We start from the raw sequence: 21,414 nt of genomic DNA on the forward strand, positions 1-21,414 counted from the left end.
GCCAGGCTCGATCAACCAGCTTCAGCGGTGCAGACGCCATGTCGCGTAGTTGCGTGCGAGTCGAGCTCGGTGCTGCTTGCCCGGTTCGTCGTCGGTGACGGCCCAATGGGTCCACATGCCTGCGATGTATGCGGCGAAAGCCGTCACGGTCTGGTCGTCGACCGCGGCGAATGCAGGTAGCTCGCGGCGCGCCCAGGTTTCGGCGCCGCTCGGCTCGTGTCCCGCTTCGACCAGCCGCAACACCAGGTAGGCGGGGTCCACCCAAGGTGCGCCTGCGCCGGGAAAGCCCCAGTCGATGACGTGTGCATCCCCGTCGGATCCGAGCAGGAATTGCTCGCCGTGCAGATCGCTGTGCACCAGGCGGTCGCCATCCGCGAGTTCGGGCGCCGCCAACGCAAGTGCCGACATCGCGTCGACGTCCCAGCCGGCGGCGAGCTGGGGTGCGTCGGCGGCGAGTTCGGCCCACCAGTCGACGCCGCCCCACCTCGCCCGGATCGGCCGCAGTCCAGGTGCCGGCAGTTCGCCGATGCGGCGGACGACGTCGGCAACGCGCGACAGGTCGGGCGAACCGGGGGAGAGGTCGGCAGATCGACCGGGCAGGTACTCGAACCCGACGACCAGCCATTCGTCGACATCCTCGGAGAACATCACTTCGGGGGCTAGCCCGGTGGCCAGTTCACCGGCGGTGATTTCGTTGCGCAGGAACCGCATTCGCCGGGAAACGCCCTCGACTCCCTTGACGAAAACCTGTCCAGCCCTGGTGCTCAACACTGCGGCGAGATCGCTGTTGCAACCCGTTGTGACCTCGGTGGCGGTTGAGACGGGCCCGACGTGCCTCTCGACCGCCTCCCGCACCCCGGACGGCAGCTCGATCAAGGTGGTCACGACGGCCGCGCCTGCACGCAGTCGGAAACGACTTCGGTCATGTGCCGTACCTCCGTTGGTTGTTCCGCCAGTGGTCGTGCTGATCCGCGGGTTGAGGAGGCGGGGCTGGGCTGTGTCGGGAGGGGTTACGCAGCCCAGCCCCGCCTGCGTGCCCGGCTGCCGTTGGGGGCGATGGCGCTCAGGCACGTGGAGACGGTGGGGACGTTGGTCGGGGGGAAGCAGCAGCGTCCCCACCGAGTTCAGACGGGTAGGTCGCGAAGCGCGTCCAGAAGTCGACGCAGCATCACCGGATGTCGCTGCATCGACTCGAGTTCCCGGTCGTCTTCCGGTGATTCGGGCTCGACCACGGGTATGCGTTGGGTTGCTTCGTCGGCCAAGTTGTCGTGCAGCACGACGGGATCGCGCAACCGGTGCCGACCTTGGCCGCGTGTCTCGGCTTCCACCCGTGCCACCAGGTAAGCGACCGTCAACGCGCCCTCGCCGCCAGCGTGGCGAGCCGGTGCGAAGTAGAACGTGGCCCACAGCGCGACTCCGCCAACGCCGAGCACGGCCGTAGCGATCAACGCGGCGATCACCGGTCAGCCCTCACCGAGTCGACGACAACGCGGTTGTTCCCGCTGGCAGTGCTGCCGCGCAGCTGCTCGCCGAGCTTGTCGACGGAAGCGGCCAAGTTCCGCAGCTCAGCAGGGCTCCAACGGCCTTGCTCGATGTCGTCGACGGCGTACCCGAGAGCCAGGATCGCGCCCCGAATCATGGTCGCGAGCGTCGCGAACTTCTGCCGATCTTGTGGAGTCACCGCGCACCTGCCATCGGCGGAAGTCCTGCGCGCGCTCGAGCCGCCGCGTTGCAGCCGGGACAGGTTGGCCACAACCACGCCATCTCACCGGTAGATGCCATCACGGTCTGCTCGCACAGGGTCGTGACCTCGATGCCGTCCGGATAGATCGACGAGCCAGATGGACGCTCGTCAGTGCTTGCGTGCCGCTGCCCCTCAGCTGGAACCCAGTGGAACGGGTGAGGCTGGTAGTTGCTCATGGTGACCTCCTGCGGTGATCTGGCCACGGCGAGCATGTCGAGGTTTCGAGAACCAAACAAGAAACAAAAGCAAGATTTCTCGAAAAGACCACCCTTGCGAGGCAAGCAAGGACTATGGTTCGTGTCGTTAGCTAGTGCTTGCGCGAACGGTGCGCACTTGGTTCACTGCTCACTGGCAAGGAGACCGAAATGCGACTGACCCACCTCGGCACCACGAGCGGCGGCGGAGGCTGCCCGGAGCTGTACGAAACCGACCGGGGCACTTACGTCGTGCAGGGAACCCGGATCACCGACGCGGATGCGTTGGCGGCGCTGCGCGAGCGCGGGCTGCCGGACCACGAAACCGCAGTCGAGATTCCCAAGGCCCTGCTGCGTTTCGCGAGGGACTGATCATGGTGGAACTTGTTTCAGGTTCGGAGTTCGACAGACTGTTCCAGTCGTTCCGTGCCACGGCATTCCGCTTGGAGACCCAAGGCGTCTACCGGGAACCGGTCGAGGACGAGCCGCTGCGGCGCTTTCTGAACGGCGAACCCCCGGACGATGCGTGGTTGACCCCGTGGATCGACAACGTCCGTGCCGCGACGAGTGAAGGGCGCAGGTTTCAACGGGTGCGGGTTCTCACCGAGCCGTTGACGGACTACCTGCGGTTCGAGATGGATCTGGCGCTGCGCGCGAACCTACCGGCAGGTGAGGAGATCCGAAGCTTGTCGATGTCAGAAGCCGAGTCTCTCGGGTTGCCCCTGGGAACCGACTTCTGGATGTTCGATGAGGAGCAGGTCGGCGTGATGCATTTCGGGGACCGGGGCATGCTCGGACTTGAGATGATCACTGATGCCGCCAGGATCGAGCAGTATCAGCGGTGGCGGGACCGGGCTTGGAGTGCTGCGGCGCCAGCTGAGGAATGGGCAGTGCTGGTGCAGTGAGGAAGAGGAGACGTGACCAGTTTCGAGCAGCGACGGCAGGAATTCGGCGAGCGCTTGCGCCGCTTCCGAGATGAAGCGGGCATGACCGGCCGCGAACTGGCGTCGGCGTTGGGCTGGCCACACTCGAAGATCTCCAAGCTGGAGAACGGTAAGCAGACAGCTGAGGATTCGGACGTTCGCCAGTGGCTCGATGCCCTTGGGGCGTCCGAGTCCTCGGTTGAGCAGATGCTCGAAGCGCTCTCCGAACTGCGGATCAGCAAAGCCGCGTGGAGAGCGCAGCTGCGCGCCGGTCACCGTGCACGGCAGCAGCAAAGCTTCGACAATGAGCACGCCGCGACTCGCATTCGCAACGTTGAATTCGGGGTCGTGCCTGGGCTGCTTCAGACAGCCGACTACGCCCGTGCGGTGTTCCGAACTCAAGCGGAACTCCTCCAGGTACCCGATTCAGACGTCGAGGCGTCAGTGCGGGTTCGTCTGCAACGGCAGCAAGTGCTCTACCAGGGCAAAGACATCGAAATTATCGTGTCCGCGCACGCGCTGCGGCACCCGGTAGCGCCGCCGGATGCCATGCTCGGCCAGCTTGACAGGCTTGGGTCCGCCGCTGACATTCCAGGTCTGCGGTTCGGAGTGCTGCCCGAGTTTCGACGACTGCCCAATATCACGATGAACGGATTCGTCGTGCTCGACGACCTGGTTCAGGTTGAGCACGTCTCCGCTGAACTCACCATCGACGACCCTGAACAGGTCGCCATCTACAACAGGCTCATGGACCGACTGTGGCAGGTGGCCTGCGAGGGCGAGGACGCCCGCGCCATCCTGCAGGGGCTTGCCGCAGAGTACCGGCGCCAGATCGAGGAATGATCGGCGTGACGATCACGAACTGGCGGAAGTCCAGTCGTAGCGGGACTCACAACTGCGTCGAAGTCGGGCGGTGTGGCGACGGTGCTGCAGTTCGGGACACCAAGGATCGCTCTGCGGGACACTTGACCGTTGACCGCGAGCGGTGGTCGGATTTCCTCGCCGCGGTAAAGACGGACAAGTTCGGCTACTGAACGCGCGTTTGGCGAAGAGCTGGCGGTGATGGGGATCAGCTTCGGTAATGCTCGCGAAGCCTGTTCCGAGGTGGTGGTCGGGTGAACCGGCCCGCGATCCTGATCGACATCGGCGGTGTCCTCGTCCCCGACCACCTGACCGCAGCCGCTGCGGAGTGGAGCACCCGGCTCGGGGTGTCCCAACCCGCCTTCCGCTCCGCGCTCTTCGGTGGAAACGACGATCAGGTGCTCATCGGCCGCACCAGCGAGGAAGCTTGGTGGGACATCGTCCGGGACCGGCTCGGCATCGGTCCTGACCTGATCGAGGCGATCCGTTGCGACCTGGCGTCCAGGGAGGTGTGGGACGGCACCCTCGTGGAGTGCCTGCGCAGCCTTCGCGGTTCGGCGAAGACTGCCATCCTCAGCAACACCTGGCCCCAGATGCGCACCCGAATGTCGAACGCCGGCCTCCTCGACGTGGTCGACGCCATCGTCCTGTCCTGTGAGATCGGGTACGCCAAGCCCGATCCGCGTAGCTACCTCGCTGCCCTCCAACGCCTGGATGCCCGTCCCTCGGAGACCCTCTTCATCGACGACACTCCAGGACACGTCGCGACCGCGAGGTCGCTCGGCATGGCCGGACACGTGCACACAAGCACTAGCGACACCCTCGCCCGGATCCAGGAATTCGTACAGCCGGGCTGATACCGCGCGGTCAGCCGTCGGGTGGCTGCGGAGGCACCTGGACATCGCGAGCCGAGAATGAGTACCGAGCAGCACTTGTAGCGTCCACGTCGAGCCCGGTGAGGAAAAGGTTGCGAGGAGGATGGTTTTGGCCGGTGGGGCAGGGGAATCCGGTTGTTTGGCCTGCGATCTGACATCCGGGGCGGTTCGGGTTCCTGGCGGGCGGGTGCACGAGACCCGGCATTGGGTGGTCGAGCACTGCGTCGGGCCGCTAGGGGTGGGCACGTTGCTGGTCAAGCCATTTCGGCATGTTCTGCACCTCGCGGAGGTGAGCGCGGGGGAAAGCGCTGAGCTCGGGCCGCTGTTGCAACGCGTGGCTGCGGCGGTCGAGGAGGTCGTGCGCCCGGAGCAGGTGTACACGTGCTTGTGGTCGCATTCGGGCGGTGTTCCGGGGCACGTCCACTTCGTGGTGCAGCCCGCCACCCGTGATCTGATGGCTCGGTTCGGCGCGTACGGGCCTGCGCTGCAGGTGGCGATGTTCGGCGCAGGCGAAGTGCCGGACGAAATTGCGGTGGCGGCGATCTGCGACCGGTACCGCGCGGTTCTCGGTTCCTGACGCCGCCACCGCCGGTTTCAGTGCAGGACTGCGGTGACCCGGATCGGCAGTGGCGGTCGTGCAGGTTGGTGGTCGACTCCGAGTGAGGTCCGGATCAGGGCTGGTAGCGGGCGGCGATCTTGGTGACCTGGCCGTTGTCGTCGAGCCAGATCTTGGCCGACTGGTTGTGCTGCTGGATGAAGTCGTCCCTGCTGATCGGAACTACTCCCAGTCCCTCCGAGTCGAGCTGGGGCTCGGCGGTCGGCGTGCCACCTGCGAACGGGCTGAGGAACTGGACGTCCGGAGCGAGTGCGGCGACTTGGGTGGGCCCGCCCCCGGGAACCGTGTGGGGTGCCCCGTTGGTGGAGTCGTCCCACTTGCCTTCGACGTAGGAGACCATCCAACTGCTGCCGTTCCTGGCGAACTCGAGATCGACGGCGATGTCGACGGCGTGGACGTTCGAGTCCATGACGTTCGCGGCGCCCACCGCCGATCCAGGTGCGGGCGGCGGCTGCTCGGCCATGGACGTGCACCCGCCCACGAACACAGCTGCGGCCAGCAGCCCACCAGGGATCAGAACGGCCATGCGATTGATCTTGCGCATTCGTTTCTCCTGCGATCGGGAAGTTTTCCGACTCCTCAAACGGAAAGACGTCCGGGGACCGCACTGGTTGCCTCCGGTACCGCTTCGGCATGGCGGCGGACATCAAAGACCACCGCTCCTGCGGCGGGTGGTTGAAGTTGTCCAGGCGTCAAAGGTGCACAGTGGAGAGACGGCCTTCAGTTGCGCTTGAACACTGGCGTGAGCACTGCTGCGCCTCAGTCGATCTGGGCATCGCGATCGGTCACGTGAGCATCTCCAGTGCTTGAAGGATCGGGCCCTTGGCTCGCGGGAGCCGGGCGGCGGTCGCCATGAGTTCGGCGGGCTTGCCCCCTCGGCGGATCCACTCGCGCAGTGCGTCCCTGCCGAGTTCGTATCCGAGGTCCCCTCGGAGGCGGAACGCATCCGCGATGCATCGCTCGGGTGAGTAGAGGCCGATGTGGAGGTCGGATCCGGGGATCGGGATCTCGGTGCGACCGAGGTCGAACGTCGTCTTGGCGAACAGGTGCCAGTTGATTGCGGCCTCGGTGGCGGGGATGCGGGCGCCGCGCGGGATGGCGACGTCGAGGGCGTCCGGGATGGCGTCGGTGAGATCGTGGAAGGCCAGTGCGGAGGTCAGGCAGATCGTCGCGTCAGGGCGGCGGGTCGCGGCCTCGATCCAGTCCCAGTCCGCGGCGGGAGCATCGGCCGGTCGGTAGATGCCGCGCGCGATGCGCTCGTACTGCCCTGACTGGGTCGCTCGGTAGAGGCTGCTCTTGGACATGCCCAGGTCCTGCGCGTCCTTCGGGCGCAGCGTCTCCACCTTCGCCACCTCCCTCTGGGGCAAAATGTGTACAGCTAATCATATCTGTGTACGGTTCGTATCACCACGTCCTCGCTGCCAACTCTGTGCGGTTGGGCTCGGGGGTGGCGTGCCACGGTCGGCTGGAACTGATCGTGATGCCTGCGGTTCGGCCATTGACTGTGACAGCTTTGGTGTCACACTCTGGGTGGAGTACCTGCCGCAACGAGGAGGCACGCCGCACATGTCCGAGGCGTTCGTCTACGACGCGATCCGCACACCGCGGGGTCGTGGCAAGAAAACCGGATCGCTGCACGGGGTCAAACCGATCAGCCTGGTCGTGGGGCTCATCCAGGAGCTGCAGCGCCGCCATCCCGAGCTGGATCCCGCGCTGATCGACGACGTCGTGCTCGGCGTCGTCTCGCCGGTGTCCGACCAGGGCGGTGACATCGCCAAGACGTCCGCGCTGGCCGCCGGGCTGCCGGAGACGGTCAGCGGCGTGCAGCTCAACCGCTTCTGCGCCTCGGGCCTCGAAGCCGTCAACATCGCCGCGCAGAAGGTGCGCTCCGGCTGGGAGGACGCCGTGCTGGCCGGCGGCGTCGAGTCCATGTCGCGGGTGCCGATGGGTTCCGACGGCGGCGCTTGGGCGATGGACCCCGAGACCAACTTCGACACCGCCTTCGTGCCGCAGGGCATCGGTGCCGACCTCATCGCCACCCTCGAGGGCTTCGACCGGACCACTGTGGACGCCTACGCCGCGGAGTCGCAGACCCGCGCCGCGAAGGCCTGGGCCGACGGCCGCTTCGCGCGCTCCGTGGTGCCGGTCAACGACCGCAACGGCCAGGTCGTCCTGGACCGCGACGAGCACATCCGCGCCGGCAGCACGGTGGACAGCCTCAGCGGCCTGAAGCCGTCCTTCGCCGACATCGGTGAGCTCGGCGGGTTCGACGCCGTCGCGCTGCAGAAGTACCACTGGGTCGAGCGCATCGACCACGTGCACACGCCCGGCAACTCCTCCGGCATCGTCGACGGCGCCGCGCTCGCCCTCATCGGCAGCGAATCGCTCGGCGAGCGCACCGGTCTGCGCCCGCGCGCCCGCATCGTCTCCGCTGCGCTCAGCGGTGCGGACCCGACGATCATGCTGACCGGTCCCGGCCCGGCCGTGCGCAAGGCGCTGGCCAAGGCCGAGATGAGCATCGACCAGATCGACCTGGTGGAGATCAACGAGGCGTTCGCCGCCGTCCCGCTGAAGTTCATGAAGGAGTTCGGCGTCAGCCACGACAAGGTCAACGTCAACGGCGGCGCCATCGCCATGGGCCACCCGCTGGGCGCCACCGGGGCGATGATCCTGGGCACCCTGATCGACGAGCTGGAACGCCGCAACCAGCGCTACGGCCTGGCCACGCTGTGCATCGGCGGCGGCATGGGGATCGCGACCATCGTGGAACGCATCGGCTGAAGGACGTACGACACATGAGCGAGCAGAACACCATCCGCTGGTCCTCCGACGCCGACGGCATCGTCGTGCTGACCCTGGACGACCCGCAGCAGCAGGCCAACACCATGAACACGCGCTACCAGCGCAGCATGGACGAAACCCTGCAGCGACTGGAGTCCGAGCGCGAGAACATCACCGGCGTCGTCATCACCTCCGCGAAGAGCACCTTCTTCGCCGGCGGTGACCTGCGCGAACTCGTCCAGGCCCGCAAGGCCGACGCCGCGCAGGTCGCCGAGAGCACCGCCGGCGTCAAGCAGCAGCTGCGCCGCCTGGAAACCCTCGGCGTGCCGGTCGTGGCCGCGCTCAACGGCACCGCGCTCGGCGGCGGCCTGGAGATCGCGCTGGCCTGCCACCACCGCATCGCGCTCAACGACCCCAAGGCCCGCTTCGGGTTCCCCGAGGTCACCCTGGGCCTGCTGCCCGGTGCGGGCGGCGTGGTCCGCTCGGTCCGGCTGCTGGGCATCGCCGACGCGCTGCTCAACGTGCTGCTGCAGGGGCAGCGGCTGCGCCCGGAGAAGGCCGTCGAGGTCGGCATCGTCGACGAGCTCGTGGACACCCCCGAGCAGCTGCTGGAGCGCGCCAAGGAGTGGATCAAGGCCAACCCCGAGGCGGCCCAGCCGTGGGACAAGCCCGGCCACAAGATCCCCGGCGGCACCCCGTCGAACCCGAAGTTCGCCGCCAACCTGCCCGCGTTCCCCGCGAACCTGCGCAAGCAGCTCAAGGGCGCCCCGCTGCCCGCGCCGAAGAACATCCTGGCCGCCGCGGTGGAGGGCTCGCAGGTCGACTTCGACACCGCGCTGACCATCGAGGGCCGCTACTTCGTGGAACTCGTGTGCGGGCAGACCGCGAAGAACATGAGCAAGGCGTTCTTCTTCGACCTGCAGCACATCAACTCCGGCGGCAGCCGCCCGTCCGGTGAGCCGACCTGGAAGGCCAAGAAGGTCGCCGTCCTCGGCGGCGGCATGATGGGCGCGGGCATCGCCTACGTCTGCGCCAAGGCCGGCATGCAGGTGGTGCTCAAGGACATCTCCCTCGAAGCGGCCGAGAAGGGCAAGGACTACTCGGTCAAGCTGGAGGAGAAGGCCGTCGCCCGCGGCCGCTCCACCCAGGAGAAGTCCGACGCGCTGCTGGCCCGCATCACGCCCACCGACCAGGTCGAGCCGCTGTCCGGCTGCGACCTGGTGATCGAGGCGGTCTTCGAGGACACCAAGCTCAAGCACCAGGTCTACGGCGAGATCCAGGACGTCGTCGACGGTGACGCGCTGATCGCCTCGAACACCTCGACGCTGCCGATCACCGGCCTGGCCGAGGGCGTGCGGCGCCGCGAGGACTTCATCGGCCTGCACTTCTTCTCGCCGGTGGACAAGATGCCGCTGGTGGAGATCATCTGCGGCGAGCACACCAGCGACAAGGCGCTGGCCCGCGCGTTCGACGTGGTGCAGCAGATCAAGAAGACGCCGATCGTGGTCAACGACAGCCGCGGCTTCTTCACCAGCCGGGTCATCGGCACCTTCCTCAACGAGGGCGTGTCGATGCTGGCCGAGGGCATCCACCCGTCGTCGATCGAGCAGGCCTCCTCGCAGGCCGGTTTCCCGGCGCCGGTGCTGCAGCTGTTCGACGAGCTGACCTTCACCCTGCCGCGCCGGATCCGCGACGAGTCCAAGCGCGCGGTCGAGGCGGCGGGCGGCACCTGGACGCCGCACCCGGCCGAGCAGGTGCTGGACCGGATGATCGACGAGTTCGACCGCAAGGGCCGCTCCAGCGGCGCCGGTTTCTACGACTACGCCGACGGCAAGCGCACCGGTCTGTGGCCGGGGCTGGTCGAGCATTTCGGCACCGACCGCGATCCGTCCGAAGTGGACATCGTGGACCTCCAGGAGCGGATGCTGTTCGTGGAGGCGCTGGAAACCGTCAAGTGCTTCGACGAGGGCGTGCTGCGCTCGGTGCCGGACGCCAACATCGGCTCGATCTTCGGCATCGGCTTCCCGGCCTGGACCGGCGGCGTCGTGCAGTACGTCAACGGCTACCCCGGTGGCCTGGCCGGATTCGTGGCCCGCGCCAAGGAACTGGCCGAGCGCTACGGCGACCGCTTCAACCCGCCGGCTTCCCTGGTGAAGCGCGCCGAGGCGGGCGAACCGCTCGACATCGGTGAGCCGGACAGCGGAATCGTCTCCGCCACGGCTGCCTGATCAGCTGCAAGAGAAAGCGGCCCCGGATCTGTTTGATCCGGGGCCGCTTTCGTGCAGCAGCCGGTCTCAGAGGAGGTTCTTGACCTTCTGGACCGCCGGGTCCAGCGAACCGGTGATCTGGTGCACCGGCTTCGCGGGGACGCGGCTGGTGAGCTCGCCCGAGAGCTGGTCGGCGCCGCTGCCCAGGCCCTGGTCGAGCGCGGCCAGCGGCGGGATCTTGCCCACCGCGGGCACGAGCTGGTCCGGCTTCGGCAGCGGCATGACCTCGCCGGGCGCGTTGAGCGGGTTGCGCTGCAGCGTCGGGGCGACCACGCCGACCGGGCTGGCCACCGGCTCGGACTCGAAGCCCTGCGCGGCGGTCACGTCGACGGCGGTGTCGGCCGCGGACACGCCCTGGTGGTCGGGCTTGCGGGGACCGACCTCGGCGTCCAGCAGGGTGGAGTCGGCGTTCTTCTCGTGGAGCACGCCGATGTTCTCCGGGGCGGCCGAAACGCCGATGGTCGGGCGCTCCTTGGTCATCTTCCCGGTCACGTCGTTGCCGGCGGCGAAGACGTGGCTCAGCGCCCGGTTCGCCTTGCCGGGGGCCAGCGGCGGACGACCGTCCTGCAGCTCACCGGCGACGCCGTGACCGGCCTCGGTGATCTCGGTCCCGACCTGCTTGATCAGGTTCGGGGATGTGGCTTGCAGCTGCGCGTCCGCGCACGGGGCCTTGACCGGGCTGAACCCGGGGCCCTTCTGCATCTGGCAGGCGTTGACCGGGGCGGTGATACCGACCTGGTCAGGAATCGACGACAGGTCCGGCTTCGGCAGGTCGGTGGTCTCCGCAGCGGAGGCGGCACCGGTACCGACTGCGGCGAACCCCGCGGCCACAACGGCTGCCTTTACTGTGCGCGTGGTCCAGGGGCGCAAGGTCTGTTCTCCTAGGGTCGGATGCGTTGGTACGGCGGAATCGTCATCGGAGATCAGAAAGACGACCTTGACCCTGCCGAGCGACAAACGACCCGAACGAGTGACTTCAGGCGCTGATCAGGGGCCCGGGGTGAGGCTTGGGGCGAAGAGGGCCATCAGGTGTTCGGTGGCCTTCTCCGGTGTCACCTCGGGGCGGTGTTCCCGCCACAGCGCGAGCCGTTCGCAGGCGCCGATGATCGCTTCGGCGTAGGCCTCCAGCTGCTCCTGGTCGAGGTCGGGGCGGGCCGCCGCGAGCAGGCCCGCGGTGAAGTCCCGCTGCTGCAAGCGGATTCCCTCGAGCTCGGAGTTCACCGAAGCACTCGGCACGGCGGACTCGTTGCGCAGCAGCGCCCAGGACTGCGCGTGGTCGTCGCCGAACTTGAAGAACGCCAGCAGGCAGTCGTGCATGAGCTGCTCGGGGCTGTCGGCTCCCGCGGCCGCGACGGTGCTGGCCTCGATCAGCTCGCGCTTGCAGCGCTGCAGGCAGGCCAGCAGCAGGCCCTCCTTGGAGCCGAAGTACTCGTAGAGCATCGGCTTGGACAGGCCGACCCGCGCGGCGATGTCGTCCATGGAGGTCGCCTGGTAGCCCTCGGCGGCGAACACCCCTTCGGCCACGTCGAGGATCTGCTGCTCTCGCTCGGCCCGCGACATCCGCTTGCGGCGGGGGGTCGATGCCTGCTGGATCTGCACGAAAACAACCCTACCGCAAGTAACCTACTCGTAGTAGCCTACTGCGGAGTAGATACACTCGTGCCGGTGTCCGAGGAGGCCCTGATGGCGCAACGGCAGTCGAAGGACCAGCGCAGTTACCGAACCTCGGTGGTCATCGTGGGAACCGGGTTCTCCGGCCTGGGCATGGCCATCAAGCTCAAGCAGGCCGGGATCGACGACTTCATCGTCCTGGAGAAGGCCGAAGACCTCGGTGGCACCTGGCGCGACAACACCTACCCGGGCTGCGCCTGCGACGTCCCGTCGATGATGTACTCCTTCTCCTTCGAGCAGAACCCGAACTGGTCGCGGACCTTCGCCAGGCAGGGCGAGATCGAGGACTACCTGCAGCACTGCGCGGACAAGTACCGGGTCCGCGACCACATCCACTACGGCGTGGAGTTCACCGGCGCCGAGTACGACGAGTCCGCCCAGACCTGGACCGTGACCACCAAGGACGGCACCGAGTACCTGGGCAAGGCGCTGGTCTCCGGCGTCGGCGCCCTGCACATCCCGAGCTACCCGGAACTGCCGGGCGTGGCGGACTTCGAGGGCGAGGTGTTCCACTCCGCCGAGTGGAACCACGACTACGACCTGGCCGGCAAGCGCGTCGCGGTGATCGGCACCGGCGCCAGCGCGATCCAGTTCGTGCCGCAGATCGCCAAGGAGGTCGAGCGGCTGCACCTGTTCCAGCGGACGCCCCCGTGGGTCCAGCCCAAGCCGGACCACCCCGTCCCCGAATCCGTGCAGCGCATCTTCCGCCGCGTGCCGTTCGCGCAGCGGGCCGTCCGCAACGCGCTCTACTGGACGCTGGAAGCGCGCTACTTCGCGGTGTTCAACAAGCGTCTCGGCAGGATCGCCGAGCACCTGGCGAAGCGCTACATCCGCTCGGTGGTCAAGGATCCGAAGGTGCGCGAAGCGGTCACCCCCGACTACTCCATGGGCTGCAAGCGGATCCTGCTGTCCAACGACTACTACCCGGCGCTGAACCGGTCCAACGTGGACCTGGTGACCAGCGGCGTGGCCGAGGTCCGGAAGAACTCGGTGGTCACCGGTGACGGCGAGGAGCACCCGGTGGACGCGATCATCTACGGCACCGGTTTCCACGTCACCGACGCCTTCGACGACCTGAGCATCGTCGGCCGCGACGGCCGCAAGCTCCAGGACGTGTGGCGCAACGGGATGGAGGCCTACCTGGGCATCACGGTCTCCGGCTTCCCGAACCTGTTCTTCCTGCTGGGGCCGAACACCGGGCTCGGCCACAACTCCGTGGTGTTCATGATCGAGTCGCAGCTCAACTACGCGGTGGGGTGCTTGAAGAAGATCTGCCGCGGCGAGATCGGGCAGCTCGACGTCCGCCAGTCCGTGCAGGACGACTTCAACAGCGAGATCCAGTCCGAGCTGGGCGACGCGGTGTGGTCGGCGGGCGGCTGCCGCAGCTGGTACCTCGACGAGAACGGCGTCAACCGCACGGTGTGGCCCGGTTTCACGTGGAAGTACTGGCTGCGCACCCGAAAGGCCGATCCTGCGGATTTCGAGATCACCGCCGCGCGGGGTCGTTGAGAGTTCGCACGGACGTTCGATATAGTGGCGGCGTTGTTGCCGAGCAGCCCCCACCGGGCTCACCCTTGAGCAGGGAATGGCCATGTCACCGCTGACTTCCGACGAACTGCGCGAGATCCGTGACGAGCTGAACTCCGGGACCACGCCGACGGTGTGGTTCACCGGCTCCGCCGTCGGCGTCCCGGAAGGGCGCTCGGGCAAGGTGATCTCGCTCGACGAACCGGCCGAAGGCGACTTCATCCAGGTCCGGCCGGCCGGTTCGAAGGACGTGCTGTCCTTCTCCGCAGCGGAAGTCACGAAGGTCAAACCGCCGCGCAAGCGCGCAGCGGCGGAGCCCGCGAAACCGGCGAAGCCGGAACCCAAGCCCAAGCCAGCGGGAGCGACGCTGCCGCGGAGCTCGGCCATGATGGCGGCGAAGCCCGCCTCCCCGGCGAAGCCCGCGGGGACCGCGGCGAAGCCGGCCGCGGAGTCCGGAGCGACGGCGAAGCCGAGCGCAGGCGGAGCGCAGCCGAGCACGGCGAAGCCGGGCGCCGGGACGGCGGCGGCGAAGCGGAAGCCGCGCCCGCCGAAGGCAGTCGGCGGAGCGACCGTGACGCTCACGGCCGACGAAGACGGCCAGTGGAGCGTCGAGGTCAGCACGCCGAAGAAGCGGGTGCTGAAGCCGACGCAGGTGCAGGCCGGTGCGGTGGCGCAGGCGGCGAAGGTCCTGCACGACGACGTCGCGGCAGCGGTGGAGCCGCTGATCGAGGCTGCTCGGGAGCAGCAGAAGGCCAAGGTCGAGCAGCTCCGCGCGGAGCTCGCCGCGGCCGAAGCCGCCCTGGACGACCTGCGTTCCTGAGCGGACTTCTCGGTGCGACCAGCTGAACCGGCGAGCGGAGTCCGCGCCACGACCCGGCGCGAACTCCGCTCGTTCCGTCAGTCGATCAGTTCTCGATCTCGGTGATCGAGCTCTTGGTCTGCGGACCTCGGTCGGTGGGCGGGATCTGGTCGTACGCCGCCGGATCCAGGTTCTCCACCTGCCCGCTGGCGATCGAGGACAGGATCCCGTCCAGTCCGATGTAGACGGTCCGGGTCAGCATTCCCCGGTGCTGCTCGCCGAGGTTCTGCGTCTGGCCGCGCACCTCGAACAGCACCGCGCCGCTGCCGTTGAGCTGGAACGCGCCCAAACCCGTGCCGGGCAGGTCGATGTCCTGCGGGTACAGCGTGATGTTGCCGAAGTCGGGGTTCTTCTTCGCCGCCTCCTGCAGCGCGTTGTAGGCCGCCACGTTGAGCTGCTTGGAGTACTCCGGCCGGAAGGTGTCGGCGAAGTCGGCGTGCGCCGCGCCCGCCGGGGTGCTCGGGTCGGCCACGAACTTGCCGGACAGGCTCATCGTCACGAAGCGGTCGGTGCCCGGAACCGTGTAGCAGGCGCCCTGGTGGTGCAGGTCGACGTAGGTGTCGACCGCGCCGAACTCGGCCTGCAGCGACTTGTAGACGTCGCGCACGGTCTGCGTCTCCGGGCTGAGGAACCAGCCCGGCTTCTCGCTGGCGCCGGGGAAGTCCTGCGGTTGCGGCTGGTAGTCCAGGTCCGGGTTGTAGTCGCGGTTGACGTCGAAACCGGGGCGCTGCGAGTAGTCGTCGCCTTGCCGCTGGCCGGTGTAGTAGTTCCACGGTGCTTCCGCGGTCGCCAGCTGCGGGAAGCGCGACTGCGCCTCCTCCCAGGTCATGTCGTTGCCGCGCCGGTCCAGGGCGCCCGCGTCGGGGTTGATCTTCGGCATGGCCACCACGGTCAGCTGTTCGCGGATCTGCTCGGCGTGCGCGGAATCCGAGGTGCCGAGGTAGTCCAGCAGGTCCAGCGCCGCGTCCGGGCCGGTCTTCTCGTTGCCGTGGATCTCGGCGGTGATCAGCACGACCTTCGGGCCGGTGCCGACGCGAGCGGCCAGCATGTCGCGTCCCCGGTTGGACTCGCCGACCTTCTCCACCGCGACCCGGCCCGCGCTGACCCGTTCGATCCGGTCGAGCTCGACCAGCAGTTCGTCGTAGCTGGTGAACTCCGAGATCGGGTTCTCGCGCGGCTCCTCGCTGCACGGCGGTGGCGCGGCCGCCGTCGGTGGGGCGGTGGCCGTCGCGGGGATGAACGCCGACCCCGCGACCACGGCGGCCAGTGCCAGTACTCGCATCCGGTGCATGCAGGACTCCTTGCCGTTGCTGGAACGGATCACAGCCAAACCGATCGGACGAAAGGCGACAATCGGCCAGCAGTGGGCATCTCGGACGTCCGCGCAGGGAGTGGACAGGCTGGACAGGGGGAGCGGTCCGGGCCTATCAAAGACCAGTGCGAGTCTCGGTCGAACCACGTGAGCGGAACAGAACACCCCTGCAGCGCAGCTCGTTCCGGCTGCTGCTGGTAGCGACCGTCGGTGGTTTCGCCGGGTACATCCTGCTGATGCCGGTGCTGCCGCTGTGGGCGGTGGCCGGCGGTGCCGGTGAGGTCGCGGCGGGTGCGACCAACGCCGTGTTCATGCTCATCACCGTCATCACGCAGCTGTGCATGCCGTGGCTGCTCAAGCGCATCGACCACCGGATCGCCTTCGGCCTGGGCACGCTGTTCATCGGCCTGCCCACGCCGCTGTACGCGCTGTCCAGCGACATGTGGCTGCTGCTCGGGGTGTCGAGCGTGCGGGGCATCGGCTTCGGGCTGCTCACGGTGACCGGCGCCGCCCTGGTGGCCGAGCTCGTGCCGGTCGAGCAGCGCGGTCGGGCCGCCGGGCTGTACGGGCTGTCGGTCGGGCTGCCGAACGTCGCCTTCCTGCCGGTGGGGGTGTGGTTGACCCAGCAGATCGGTTTCGCTCCGCTGTTCTGGATCGCGGGTGCCCTGCCGGTCGCCGCCACGGCCGCGCTGTTCGGCATGTCCCGCGTGCGGTCGCGCGAACCGGCGGGCGGCTCGCGCACCACGACCTTCCCGCTCGCGCTGGTGCCGTCCTGGACGGTCATGACCACCGTGGCCATCGGCGCCGGCGGCATCGTCGCCTTCCTGCCGCTGGCCATCGACGAATCGCTGGCGCCGGCAGCGCTGATGGCCTTCGGTGCCGCCACGATGCTCGGCCGATGGGGAGCGGGGCAGCTCGGCGACCGGCTGGGCCAGCGCCGCATCCTGGTCCCGTCGGTGCTGCTGTCCGGTCTCGGTGCCGCGCTGCTCGCGGTCGCCGCGTCGAACGCGGATCCGGTGGCGCTGGTCGGTGCGGCAGCGTTCGGCGGCGGGTTCGGCGCGGTGCAGAACACGACGCTGGTGATGATGTTCGACCGGACCGACTCCGGGGTGGCCAGCACCGCCTGGAACATCGCCTACGACGCGGGCCAGGGGCTCGGTTCGCTCGGTTTCGGCGTTCTGATCGTGTTGTCCGGATATCCGGTCACCTTCGTGATCATGGCCGTGCTGATCGGGCTCTGCACCCCGCTCGCCTTCGGCCGCCGCCAGCAGTTGTGATTGAGCGCACATTCCCGGTGGTGCCGAAAGGAGTTCGGATCGGTGCCGTGCGCGGTGCGTGATGAAGCCGGAGGTTGCGGCGGGGCGCGAGCGCCTAGAATGCGAAGTGTGTTCCGCAGCCTCTTGACCCCGCGTTGGCTGCTTCTGCACGCCCTGTTCATCGCGGCCACCATCGGCACCGTCTTCCTGGCCGTGTGGCAGTGGGATCGCGCGCACGAAGCCGGCGGGAGCTTCCAGAACCTCGGCTACGCGCTGCAGTGGCCGCTGTTCGGCGCGTTCACGATCTTCCTGTGGATCCGCGTGATGCGCATGGACCTCGCCCGGGAGCGCGAGGAAGCCGATCCCGAAGTCGCCGAGGAGAAGCCCGCGGAGCAGCCCGAAGTGCGCCGGAAGCGGCCGCTCGTGCCGCCGCCGGCGCCGCGCGTCGAGGCCGACGAAGATCCGGAACTCGCCGAGTACAACAGGTACCTCGCCGAGCTGAACGAATCCGACTCCCGCGCTAGTTGAACGTGATGTTGCCGTTGAACTCGCGGGTCTGAACCAGGTTCTTGACCTGCCCGTGGTTGATGTTGACGACGCTGTCGTCGGCAGCCGAGACGTCGTTGTGCACCGCAGCGCCTTCCGACCGCAGCTCCTCGGCGAACTCCGCGTCCTCCGCGCACACCTGGTCCAGCCGCTCGGCGAGCGCCTTGATCTGCGGTCGGTCCGCGGTGTCCGCTTCGGCGGCTTCGAGTGCGGCCTTCGTCTCAGGATCGCGTTCCGACCTCCGCTTGAGCAGATCGCGGACCTTCACCAGCGCCGCTTTTCCCGCCGCGCCCAACGCGGTCGCCGCCTGCCCGGCGAGTGCGGTGGCCAGCGAATCCAGGAAAGGATCGGTCATTTCTCCTCCACGCGATCGGCTCGGCTGGTCACCAAGTGTAGTGATCAGCGCCCTCGCGGTGGGCGTGATCCGGGCTGCTGGACCGTTCGGTGCATCGTCGCTCCAACCGGGCGGTGTGATATCAACGGAACTGGTTGGCCGTGGAGAGAACGAGGCGTCGTCCGGTGCTGCTGATGCGGCCGTCGACGGGATGTTCTCCGGCCGGTCGGTGAACCGGCGAGACGGATTCCAGGTGGGGGTTTCGACCTGCGGTCGGTGGTCGAGCCGGGTGGACACTTGATGATTGGGGCAGGCGTGCGCAGCGGCGTGCTGTTGAAGATGTTCGGGCTGTGCGTCCTGGCCGGCGTGCTGGTGGCGGCGTTGCTGCTGCCGATGGCGACCGGCGCCGGGGCGATGGTCAACCAGACCAGCGACGCCATGTCGAAGATGTCGGGTTCGCTGGCGCGGCAGGACATGCCGCAGGTCTCGACGGTCACCGACAAGGACGGCGCACCGATCGCCTACTTCTTCCGGGACTACCGCGTCGACACCCGTCCCGAGCAGATCTCCGAGTACATGAAGGCCGCGATCACCGCGGTCGAGGACAAGCGCTTCTGGGACCACGGCGGCGTCGACTGGCACGGCACGGTCCGCGCGCTGGCCAAGAACGTCAGCAGCGGTGAAGCCGCGCAGGGCGCGTCGACGATCACCCAGCAGTACGTGAAGAACTACCTCGTGCACGTGGTCGCCGGCTCCGACAACCCGGTCGAGGCCGAGAAGGCCAAGGAGACCACGATCGCGCGGAAGCTGCGCGAGGCCAAGATCGCCACCGAGCTCGAGCGCACCATGACCAAGGAGGAGATCCTCACCGGATACCTCAACGTGGTGCCCTTCGGCAACCAGACCTTCGGCGTCGGCGCCGCCTCGCAGACCTACTTCGGCACCACCCCGGACAAGCTGACCATCGCCCAGTCCGCGCTGCTGGCCGCGATCGTCAACGCGCCGGGATCGCTGAACCCCAACAGCAACCCGGAAGACGCGAAGCGGCGGCGCGACCTCGTCATCGACCTGATGACCGACCCGATGAACAACAAGTTCATCACCAAGGAAGACGCCGAGATCGCCAAGAACGAGCCGCTCAACACGCTGTCCCCGCTGGGCCGTCCGCCGAACGGCTGCGTCGGCGTCGGCGACGGCACCACCGACGGCTTCTTCTGCACCTACGTCACCGACTACCTCGACCGGATGGGCATCGACAGCAAGCAGCTGCAGACCGGCGGCTACACCATCCGCACCACGCTCGACCGCAAGTCCACCGAAGCGGCCAAGGCCGCCGCCGAGGCCCAGGTGCCGACCCAGACCGAAGGCATCGCCAACGCGATGGCGGTCGTCGAACCGGGCAAGGACAAGCACAAGGTGCGGGCGCTGGTCGCCAACCGCGACTACGGCAACGACGCCAGCAAGGGGCAGACCGCCTACGACATCGTGAGCCGGGTGCAGCCGTTCGGCGCGGGCTCGGTCTACAAGGTGTTCACCGCTGCGGCGGCGATCGAGCAGGGCATGAGCATCAACGAGGTGATTGACGTGCCCGCCTCGTACACCTCGCGCGTCTACAAGAACGGCACCGCGCCTTACACGGTCGGCAACGCCGACGGCGTGCAGCCGGGGCCGCGGACGCTGCAGATGGCGCTCGCGACCTCGCCGAACACCGCGTTCGTCGCGCTGTCCGAGCGGGCCGGGCTGAACAACGTCGTCGACATGGCCACCAGGCTCGGCCTGCGCACCGGCATGACCAGGGTCAACTCGTCCGGTCAGACGTTGAAGGAGGACGGTTCGAACGGGCCGTCCCAGGCCGATGCGGTCAAGAACGGTAACCGCGGCGCGTTCACGCTCGGCTACACGCCGACCAGCGTCCTGGAGCTGTCCAACGTCGGCGCGACGATCATGAGCGAGGGCGTGTACTGCCCGCCGACGCCGATCGAGGAGATCACCGACCGCAACGGCAACCCGGTCCAGCTCCCCGAGGCGCCGTGCGAGCAGGCGGTTTCCCCGCAGACGGCCGCGCAGCTGGCGCAGGGCATGAGCAAGGACGACACCGAGGGCACCTCCCGCGCGGCCGCCCAGGCCGTCGGCTGGTCCCGGCCGATGATCGGCAAGACCGGTACCACCCAGGAGCACAAGTCCGCGGCGTTCCTGGCCGCCACCCCGCAGATGTCGGGCGCGGTCCTGACCTACGCCGACGGCGCGCGACCCCAAGGCATCTGCGACAGCGGCGGCGACGCGCCGCCGACCCTGTGCGGCAAGAACGGCGGCAACATCTACGGCGGCAAGGTGCCGGCGCGCACCTGGTTCGCGGCGATGACCAAGATCCACGAAGGCCTCCCGGTCGCACCGCTGCCCGGTTAATCGGAACTGAGAAGGGGAACCTCCCGGTCGAGCTTTGACCGGGAGGTTCCCCTTTTTCGCGCCGGATTCGCGTGCTCAGCTGCGCCTCAGAATCGGTTGGCAGAATGCTTCCGTGAGCACCGAGCAAGACTTCGTCGACGTTCGCGGCGTCGTCAGCTTCGTCGCGATCGCCTACCTGCCGGCCTGGCTGCTGACCTTGCCGCTGTGGCTGACCGGCGAAGGGCTGTCGTGGACCTGGGCACCCGTCGTGCTGTTCACCATGATGTTCATGCCCGCGGTGGCCGCGCTGGTGGTGAACAAGTGGATCAGCCCGAAGCCGAAGCTGCTGCGCAGCGTCGGGCTGACCAATCCGGGCGGGATCAAGAAGTGGTGGCCGTACGTCCTGATCGCGTGGCTGGGGCCGCCGCTGGCGATGCTGCTCGCGCTGCTGGTCGGCGACCTGCTCGGCGTCTACCACGCCGACTGGACCGGTTTCTCCGGTCTGGCCGAGCAGTTCGGGTCGGGCCCGATCGGCGCCGAGCAGCAGACCTCGCCGGGGACGCTGGCGCTGATCCAGCTCGCCCAGGTCTTCGGGCTCGGCTGGTTGCAGGTCTTCTCGGCGCTGGGCGAAGAGCTCGGCTGGCGCGGCTACCTGGTGCAGGCCCTGCTGCCGCTCGGCCAGCCGGGCGCGTTCCTCACCACCGGTGTGCTGTGGGGGCTCTGGCACGCGCCGGTGCTGATCCTCGGGTTCAACTACCCGAACGTGCCGATCGTGGTCGCGTTCATCATGATGCTCTGCTTCTGCGTCCTGGTCGGCACGCTGCTCGGCTGGCTCCGGCTCACCACCGGAAGCGTCTGGCCGCCGGCGATCGCGCACGGCTTCCTCAACGCCGCAGCCGGTTTGACCATCATCTTCGGCCAGGCGGGCCACCCGGTCGACAACGTGTCGGTCGGGCTGCTCGGCTGGAGCGGCTGGATCGTCCTCGGGCTGCTGATCCTGGTGCTGATGCTGTTCGGCAAGCTCCCGGTGACCTTCCCGGAGGAGAAGAAGCCCGGCCTCACCGCCGGCGTCAACCGCCGCAGCCGCCGGTGACGCCCAGCAGTCTGATTACCTTGGCTTTTGGTCTTCGTCTTTGATGCGCCGCAGGCGCATAGCCCACCCTCGGCGCTTGCACCGCCGCGGGTTCTCAGCGTTCGCCTGGCGAGGACGGCCCAGCCGCCGTGTATTGGCATACATAAGGGTGGGCACCCGGAGTCCAGGCG

Annotated in this window: 24 protein-coding genes; 14 read left to right on the top strand and 10 right to left on the bottom strand. The window is 68.0% G+C overall.

Features of this window, described 5'->3' with window-relative positions; all coding sequences use genetic code 11:
- Positions 1-21 precede the first annotated feature (21 nt).
- Genes OU415_RS13860 through OU415_RS13875 form a run of 4 tightly spaced genes read right to left on the bottom strand, consistent with a single transcriptional unit; the run spans position 22 to position 1,956 of the window.
- Positions 22-1,071 carry a phosphotransferase family protein gene (locus tag OU415_RS13860; RefSeq protein ID WP_270949129.1) on the bottom strand — a complete coding sequence of 350 codons (1,050 nt, stop codon included), beginning with the start codon at positions 1,069-1,071 and terminating at the stop codon, positions 22-24.
- 53 nt (positions 1,072-1,124) lie between these two features.
- Positions 1,125-1,460: a hypothetical protein gene (locus OU415_RS13865; RefSeq protein WP_270949130.1), complete on the bottom strand. Its 336-nt coding sequence runs from the start codon at positions 1,458-1,460 to the stop codon at positions 1,125-1,127.
- A complete protein-coding gene (locus OU415_RS13870) occupies positions 1,457-1,681 on the bottom strand; it encodes a hypothetical protein (protein WP_270949131.1) in 225 nt (74 codons plus the stop codon). The genes OU415_RS13865 and OU415_RS13870 overlap by 4 nt, the downstream gene beginning before the upstream one ends.
- Positions 1,678-1,956 carry a zinc finger protein gene (locus OU415_RS13875; protein ID WP_333777767.1) on the bottom strand — a complete coding sequence of 93 codons (279 nt, stop codon included), beginning with the start codon at positions 1,954-1,956 and terminating at the stop codon, positions 1,678-1,680. Before OU415_RS13875 ends, OU415_RS13870 begins: the two co-directional genes overlap by 4 nt.
- Before the next feature lie 153 nt (positions 1,957-2,109).
- On the opposite strand from OU415_RS13875, the gene OU415_RS13880 reads away from it, so the two are divergent.
- The 6 genes from OU415_RS13880 (at position 2,110) to OU415_RS13905 (ending at position 5,174) form a co-directional block, all read left to right on the top strand.
- A complete protein-coding gene (locus tag OU415_RS13880) occupies positions 2,110-2,310 on the top strand; it encodes a hypothetical protein (RefSeq protein ID WP_270949133.1) in 201 nt (66 codons plus the stop codon).
- 2 nt (positions 2,311-2,312) lie between these two features.
- Complete coding sequence (locus OU415_RS13885) at positions 2,313-2,843, top strand: DUF6879 family protein (RefSeq protein WP_270949134.1); 531 nt, start codon at positions 2,313-2,315, stop codon at positions 2,841-2,843.
- A gap of 12 nt (positions 2,844-2,855) precedes the next feature.
- Positions 2,856-3,704: a helix-turn-helix domain-containing protein gene (locus OU415_RS13890; RefSeq protein ID WP_270949135.1), complete on the top strand. Its 849-nt coding sequence runs from the start codon at positions 2,856-2,858 to the stop codon at positions 3,702-3,704.
- Entirely contained in the window at positions 3,701-3,895 is a 195-nt protein-coding gene (locus OU415_RS13895) for a DUF397 domain-containing protein (protein ID WP_270949136.1), read from the top strand. Before OU415_RS13890 ends, OU415_RS13895 begins: the two co-directional genes overlap by 4 nt.
- An 81-nt stretch (positions 3,896-3,976) precedes the next feature.
- The gene (locus tag OU415_RS13900; RefSeq protein ID WP_270949137.1) at positions 3,977-4,579 is read left to right on the top strand and encodes an HAD family hydrolase; all 603 of its coding nucleotides are present in this window, start codon (positions 3,977-3,979) and stop codon (positions 4,577-4,579) included.
- Between the two features lie 205 nt (positions 4,580-4,784).
- Positions 4,785-5,174 (top strand): HIT family protein, encoded by a 390-nt coding sequence (locus OU415_RS13905; RefSeq protein WP_270949138.1) that lies wholly within the window; start codon positions 4,785-4,787, stop codon positions 5,172-5,174.
- A gap of 94 nt (positions 5,175-5,268) precedes the next feature.
- Here OU415_RS13905 and OU415_RS13910 read toward each other — a convergent pair whose 3' ends face one another.
- Both OU415_RS13910 and OU415_RS13915 read right to left on the bottom strand, forming a co-directional pair.
- Positions 5,269-5,757: a hypothetical protein gene (locus OU415_RS13910; RefSeq protein WP_270949139.1), complete on the bottom strand. Its 489-nt coding sequence runs from the start codon at positions 5,755-5,757 to the stop codon at positions 5,269-5,271.
- Between the two features lie 241 nt (positions 5,758-5,998).
- Complete coding sequence (locus tag OU415_RS13915) at positions 5,999-6,556, bottom strand: type IV toxin-antitoxin system AbiEi family antitoxin domain-containing protein (protein WP_270949140.1); 558 nt, start codon at positions 6,554-6,556, stop codon at positions 5,999-6,001.
- A gap of 223 nt (positions 6,557-6,779) precedes the next feature.
- On the opposite strand from OU415_RS13915, the gene OU415_RS13920 reads away from it, so the two are divergent.
- Positions 6,780-7,994, top strand: a complete 1,215-nt coding sequence (locus OU415_RS13920) for an acetyl-CoA C-acetyltransferase (protein WP_270949141.1) — start codon at positions 6,780-6,782, stop codon at positions 7,992-7,994.
- 14 nt (positions 7,995-8,008) lie between these two features.
- Entirely contained in the window at positions 8,009-10,222 is a 2,214-nt protein-coding gene (locus tag OU415_RS13925; RefSeq protein WP_270949142.1) for a 3-hydroxyacyl-CoA dehydrogenase NAD-binding domain-containing protein, read from the top strand.
- 66 nt (positions 10,223-10,288) lie between these two features.
- On the opposite strand, the gene OU415_RS13930 is transcribed toward OU415_RS13925, so the two are convergent.
- Entirely contained in the window at positions 10,289-11,092 is an 804-nt protein-coding gene (locus OU415_RS13930; protein ID WP_270949143.1) for a hypothetical protein, read from the bottom strand.
- A gap of 156 nt (positions 11,093-11,248) precedes the next feature.
- A complete protein-coding gene (locus tag OU415_RS13935; protein WP_270949144.1) occupies positions 11,249-11,860 on the bottom strand; it encodes a TetR/AcrR family transcriptional regulator in 612 nt (203 codons plus the stop codon).
- A gap of 84 nt (positions 11,861-11,944) precedes the next feature.
- Between OU415_RS13935 and OU415_RS13940 the strand changes: the two genes are divergently transcribed.
- On the top strand, positions 11,945-13,441 hold the full coding sequence (locus OU415_RS13940; RefSeq protein WP_270949153.1) for a flavin-containing monooxygenase: 1,497 nt from the start codon (positions 11,945-11,947) through the stop codon (positions 13,439-13,441).
- Positions 13,442-13,523: 82 nt separating this feature from the next.
- On the top strand, positions 13,524-14,279 hold the full coding sequence (locus tag OU415_RS13945; RefSeq protein ID WP_270949145.1) for a DUF6319 family protein: 756 nt from the start codon (positions 13,524-13,526) through the stop codon (positions 14,277-14,279).
- Positions 14,280-14,364: 85 nt separating this feature from the next.
- Here the strand turns inward: OU415_RS13945 and OU415_RS13950 are convergent, their stop codons facing one another.
- On the bottom strand, positions 14,365-15,609 hold the full coding sequence (locus tag OU415_RS13950; RefSeq protein WP_270949154.1) for a M14 family zinc carboxypeptidase: 1,245 nt from the start codon (positions 15,607-15,609) through the stop codon (positions 14,365-14,367).
- 146 nt (positions 15,610-15,755) lie between these two features.
- On the opposite strand from OU415_RS13950, the gene OU415_RS13955 reads away from it, so the two are divergent.
- The gene (locus OU415_RS13955; RefSeq protein WP_270949146.1) at positions 15,756-16,907 is read left to right on the top strand and encodes an MFS transporter; all 1,152 of its coding nucleotides are present in this window, start codon (positions 15,756-15,758) and stop codon (positions 16,905-16,907) included.
- Positions 16,908-17,015: 108 nt separating this feature from the next.
- Positions 17,016-17,414 carry a hypothetical protein gene (locus tag OU415_RS13960; protein ID WP_408641847.1) on the top strand — a complete coding sequence of 133 codons (399 nt, stop codon included), beginning with the start codon at positions 17,016-17,018 and terminating at the stop codon, positions 17,412-17,414.
- On the opposite strand, the gene OU415_RS13965 is transcribed toward OU415_RS13960, so the two are convergent.
- On the bottom strand, positions 17,407-17,787 hold the full coding sequence (locus OU415_RS13965; protein ID WP_270949148.1) for a hypothetical protein: 381 nt from the start codon (positions 17,785-17,787) through the stop codon (positions 17,407-17,409). The genes OU415_RS13960 and OU415_RS13965 overlap by 8 nt on opposite strands.
- A gap of 279 nt (positions 17,788-18,066) precedes the next feature.
- On the opposite strand from OU415_RS13965, the gene OU415_RS13970 reads away from it, so the two are divergent.
- On the top strand, positions 18,067-20,172 hold the full coding sequence (locus OU415_RS13970) for a transglycosylase domain-containing protein (protein WP_270949149.1): 2,106 nt from the start codon (positions 18,067-18,069) through the stop codon (positions 20,170-20,172).
- Between the two features lie 112 nt (positions 20,173-20,284).
- On the top strand, positions 20,285-21,244 hold the full coding sequence (locus OU415_RS13975; RefSeq protein WP_270949150.1) for a CPBP family intramembrane glutamic endopeptidase: 960 nt from the start codon (positions 20,285-20,287) through the stop codon (positions 21,242-21,244).
- Positions 21,245-21,414 lie beyond the last annotated feature (170 nt).

The sequence above is a fragment of the Saccharopolyspora oryzae genome (assembly GCF_027853915.1).
GTDB classification, from domain to species: domain Bacteria; phylum Actinomycetota; class Actinomycetes; order Mycobacteriales; family Pseudonocardiaceae; genus Saccharopolyspora; species Saccharopolyspora oryzae.

Excerpts from the sequence above, each read along its gene's own strand:
- OU415_RS13875 (WP_333777767.1), bottom strand. The coding sequence starts at position 1,956 with ATGCTCGCCGTGGCCAGATCACCGCAGGAGGTCACCATGAGCAACTAC.
- OU415_RS13880 (WP_270949133.1), top strand. The coding sequence starts at position 2,110 with ATGCGACTGACCCACCTCGGCACCACGAGCGGCGGCGGAGGCTGCCCG.
- OU415_RS13885 (WP_270949134.1), top strand. The coding sequence starts at position 2,313 with ATGGTGGAACTTGTTTCAGGTTCGGAGTTCGACAGACTGTTCCAGTCG.
- OU415_RS13895 (WP_270949136.1), top strand. The coding sequence starts at position 3,701 with ATGATCGGCGTGACGATCACGAACTGGCGGAAGTCCAGTCGTAGCGGG.
- OU415_RS13910 (WP_270949139.1), bottom strand. The coding sequence starts at position 5,757 with ATGCGCAAGATCAATCGCATGGCCGTTCTGATCCCTGGTGGGCTGCTG.
- OU415_RS13920 (WP_270949141.1), top strand. The coding sequence starts at position 6,780 with ATGTCCGAGGCGTTCGTCTACGACGCGATCCGCACACCGCGGGGTCGT.
- OU415_RS13925 (WP_270949142.1), top strand. The coding sequence starts at position 8,009 with ATGAGCGAGCAGAACACCATCCGCTGGTCCTCCGACGCCGACGGCATC.
- OU415_RS13940 (WP_270949153.1), top strand. The coding sequence starts at position 11,945 with ATGGCGCAACGGCAGTCGAAGGACCAGCGCAGTTACCGAACCTCGGTG.
- OU415_RS13945 (WP_270949145.1), top strand. The coding sequence starts at position 13,524 with ATGTCACCGCTGACTTCCGACGAACTGCGCGAGATCCGTGACGAGCTG.
- OU415_RS13950 (WP_270949154.1), bottom strand. The coding sequence starts at position 15,609 with ATGCACCGGATGCGAGTACTGGCACTGGCCGCCGTGGTCGCGGGGTCG.
- OU415_RS13965 (WP_270949148.1), bottom strand. The coding sequence starts at position 17,787 with ATGACCGATCCTTTCCTGGATTCGCTGGCCACCGCACTCGCCGGGCAG.
- OU415_RS13970 (WP_270949149.1), top strand. The coding sequence starts at position 18,067 with ATGATTGGGGCAGGCGTGCGCAGCGGCGTGCTGTTGAAGATGTTCGGG.